General features: G+C 70.9%; 3 protein-coding genes. 1 reads left to right on the top strand and 2 read right to left on the bottom strand.

The features are described 5' to 3' along the window. A partial coding sequence (locus G6021_RS11535; protein ID WP_182641331.1) for a DUF1801 domain-containing protein occupies positions 1-602 on the top strand: 602 nt, incomplete at its 5' end. A gap of 31 nt (positions 603-633) precedes the next feature. Here the strand turns inward: G6021_RS11535 and lysS are convergent. Together lysS and glsA are read right to left on the bottom strand one after the other, a co-directional pair. Beyond that, entirely contained in the window at positions 634-2253 is a 1620-nt protein-coding gene (gene lysS, locus G6021_RS11530) for a lysine--tRNA ligase (RefSeq protein WP_182641330.1), read from the bottom strand. 21 nt (positions 2254-2274) lie between these two features. Then, complete coding sequence (gene glsA, locus G6021_RS11525) at positions 2275-3237, bottom strand: glutaminase A (RefSeq protein ID WP_179524484.1); 963 nt, start codon at positions 3235-3237, stop codon at positions 2275-2277. Positions 3238-3359: the final 122 nt, after the last annotated feature.

Below are 3359 nucleotides of genomic sequence, written 5' to 3'. Positions count from 1 at the left end.
GGCTCTCCGCGCCGGCGTCCCGCGCCCTCGCCGCGGCCGGGATCACCGACCTCCGCCAGTTGGACGGAACGCCCGAGAGGGACGTTCTGGCGCTGCACGGGGTCGGCCCCTCCCAGCTCGGCGTGCTGCGCGACGCACTGTCCGCGGCGGGGCTGTCCCTCGCCGATCCGCTCTCGCGGCCCCGCGCCACCGGCCGCAACGACAACACGGCGTTTCTCGAGACACCGGGCTCCCCACGGCAGTGGATCGAGGGGTTGCCCACCGCCCGGCGGGTGGAGGACGGCCTGCGCCTGCTCGAGCTCTTCGGCGAGGTCACCGGCGAACCACCGTCCATGTGGGGCCCGTCGATCGTGGGCTACGGCACGCACCACTACGTGTACGACAGCGGTCGTGAGGGAGACACCCTCCGGGTGGGCTTCAGTCCCCGCGCCTCCGCCATCAGCCTCTACGGACTGCTCGGGGCCCCGGGAGCCGACGCGTTGCTCGCGACGCTGGGGCCGCACAAGACCGGCACGGGGTGCCTCTACGTGACGACCCTGGCCCGGATCCGGGAACCCGTGCTCCGCGAACTCGTGGCGGCGGCGTGGGCGCAGCCGGACTGACGCAGCCAGAGCGTCGCCGGTGACGGTCGCGTCAGTCCCGCGGTAGCGGCTTGACCATCGGGAACAGGATCGTCTCCCTGATGCCCAGCCCGGTGAGCGCCATGAGCAGACGATCGATCCCCATACCCAACCCGGTGGTGGGCGGCATCCCCTGCTCCATCGCGGCCAGGAAGTCCTCGTCCAACAGCATCGCCTCGTCGTCACCGGCCGCGGCGAGCCGCGCCTGGTCCTCGAACCGGCGACGCTGGATCACCGGGTCGACGAGCTCCGAGTAGCCGGTCGCCAGCTCGAACCCACGGACGTAGAGGTCCCACTTCTCGGTGACCCCCCGATCCGTGCGGTGATCGCGGGTCAGAGGGGAGGTCTCCACCGGGAAATCGCGGACGAACACCGGCCCCTCGAGCTGGTCACCGCACAGGTGCTCCCACAGCTCCTCGACCAGCTTGCCGTGCAGCCAGCCCCTGCCCGAGGGCACCTCGAGCCCGACCTCGCCGGCCAGTTCCGTGAGTTCCTCGACCGTCGAGTCGACCGTGACGGTGTCCTCGTCGGTGTTCCCCACCACCTCGGGGTGCTGCGCGCGCAGGGCCTCGTTGAGCGAGGGGTACATGCGCATCTCACGCCACTGCCCGCCCAGGTCGTACTCCGTGCCGTCGGCGAGGGTGACGGTGGTGGTGCCGAACACCTCGCGCGCGACCTCCTGGATGACCTCACGGATCATCGTGGCGGACGTGTCGTAGTCCCCGTAGGCCTGGTAGGTCTCGAGCATCGCGAACTCGGGGCTGTGTGAGGAGTCCACGCCCTCGTTCCGGAAGTTGCGGTTGATCTCGAAGACCCGCTCGATGCCACCCACCACGCATCGCTTGAGGTAGAGCTCGGGGGCGATGCGCAGGTACAGGTCCAGGTCCAGGGCGTTGGAGTGCGTGACGAACGGCCGGGCGGCGGCGCCGCCGTGCAACGTCTGCAGCATCGGCGTCTCCACCTCCAGGAACCCCCGCCTGTCGAGGGCGTCCCGCAGCGCCCGGACGACCTTGATGCGGGTGACCGCGTTGCGCCGGGCCGTGTCGCGCATGATGAGGTCGGTGTAGCGCTGACGGACGCGCGTGTCCTCGCTCAGTTCCTTGTGCGCGACCGGCAACGGACGCAGCGACTTGGCCGCCAGCACCCACGAGTCGGCCATGACGGACAGCTCGCCGCGCCTGGACCGCACCACGCGGCCGGTCACCGAGACGTGGTCACCGAGGTCCACGTCCTGCTTCCACGCCTCGAGCCGCTCCTCGCCCACGTTGGCCAACGAGAGCATCGCCTGCAACTGCGGGGCGAACGAGTCGGGCCCGCCCTCGGTCGCCGGGACCGACAGGTCGGCGTCCGGGCTCACGCCGTCCTGGAGTCGGACGAAGCAGAGCTTGCCCGTGTTGCGGACGAACAGCACGCGGCCTGCGACGGAGACCCGGACGTCGGTCTCCTCCCCGGGCTCGAGGGCGACGAAGCGCGGATCCGAGGCGATCTCGACGAGCCCGTGCGTGCGGGGGACCTCGACCGGATAGGCGTCGACGCCGGAATCGAGGATGCGCTGCCGCTTGTCGCGACGGATACGCAGCTGCTCGGGGGTGTCGTCGGCGGGCTCGGTCGCGGCGGGGGTCGAGTCGGTCACGACTCCCGAGGATAGTCGTCCCTATGCGGCGGGGCCGAACCCGTCACCGCGCACGTGGTCGAGGACGTGGAGGTCGAACCGGTCCGACAGCTGCTCGATGGCGGCCGCCGCCCGGACACTGTTGCCGTGCTCGTCCAGGCGCGGCGAGTAGGCCGCGATCCCGAACTTGCCGGGAACCACCGCGAACAGACACCCCGACACCCCGCTCTTCGCGGGCAGTCCGACCTGGTAGACCCAGTCGCCCGCCGCGTCGTACATCCCGCAGGTGAACATCACGCTGTTGGCGTAGCGGACCGCCTTGCGCCCGAGGATCCGCTCGTCGCTGCCGGGCTTCAGACCGCCGTTCGCGAACATGGCGGCCATGTGGGCGAGTTCGCGGACGTCCACGCGGACCGCGCACTGGCGTCCGTACCCCGCCACCACCTCGTGGGGGTCGTCCGCGAGGGTGCCCTCCTCGGCGAGGAGGTGCGCGAGCGCCTGGTTGCGGTGTGCGCTCTTGGCCTCGATGTCGGCGATCTCCTCGTCGACCTCCACGTCACGGCCGACGAGGCGGGAGAGCAGTGCGCGGATGTGCTCGAAGCGCGAGACCTCGTCGTCGTCGGTGTCCCCGACGAGCGCGTGGGCGGCCAACGCCCCGGCGTTGACCAGACCGTTGGGTGCCCGGCCGGTCCCGGCCTCGAGGGAGATCTCGTTGAAGGCGTCCCCGGAGGGTTCGACACCGATCCGCTTGGCCACCTCGTCCACGCCCTTCTGGTCCAGGGCCAGGGCGTACACGAAGGGCTTGGAGGCGGATTGGAGATCGAAGCGGATGTCGTCGTCCCCCGCCGAGGTCACGGTGCCCTCGAGGTCGCACACCGCCATCGCCAGGGCGTCGGGGTTCGGGTGTTCGTAGTCGCCGAGGTGCGGGACCAGTTCGCCCGAGGAGTCGTCACGGACCTCGTCGAGGATGCCCTGGAGAAGGTCTGCCGAGATGTGGTCCGTCATGGACGCGACCGTACCGGGGCCGGTGCCCGCGCGCCCCCGGTCGGGCGTGGTGCCGCGCTCAGTGCGCCGAGATCGCGGATCGCTCGCGCAGCAGGTGCTCGGCGTCCGAGAGCAGGCCGAGC

Source organism: Dietzia sp. CW19, from assembly GCF_014145265.1.
Classification (GTDB): domain Bacteria; phylum Actinomycetota; class Actinomycetes; order Mycobacteriales; family Mycobacteriaceae; genus Dietzia; species Dietzia natronolimnaea.
This window is presented reverse-complemented; position numbering and strand designations above follow the sequence as displayed.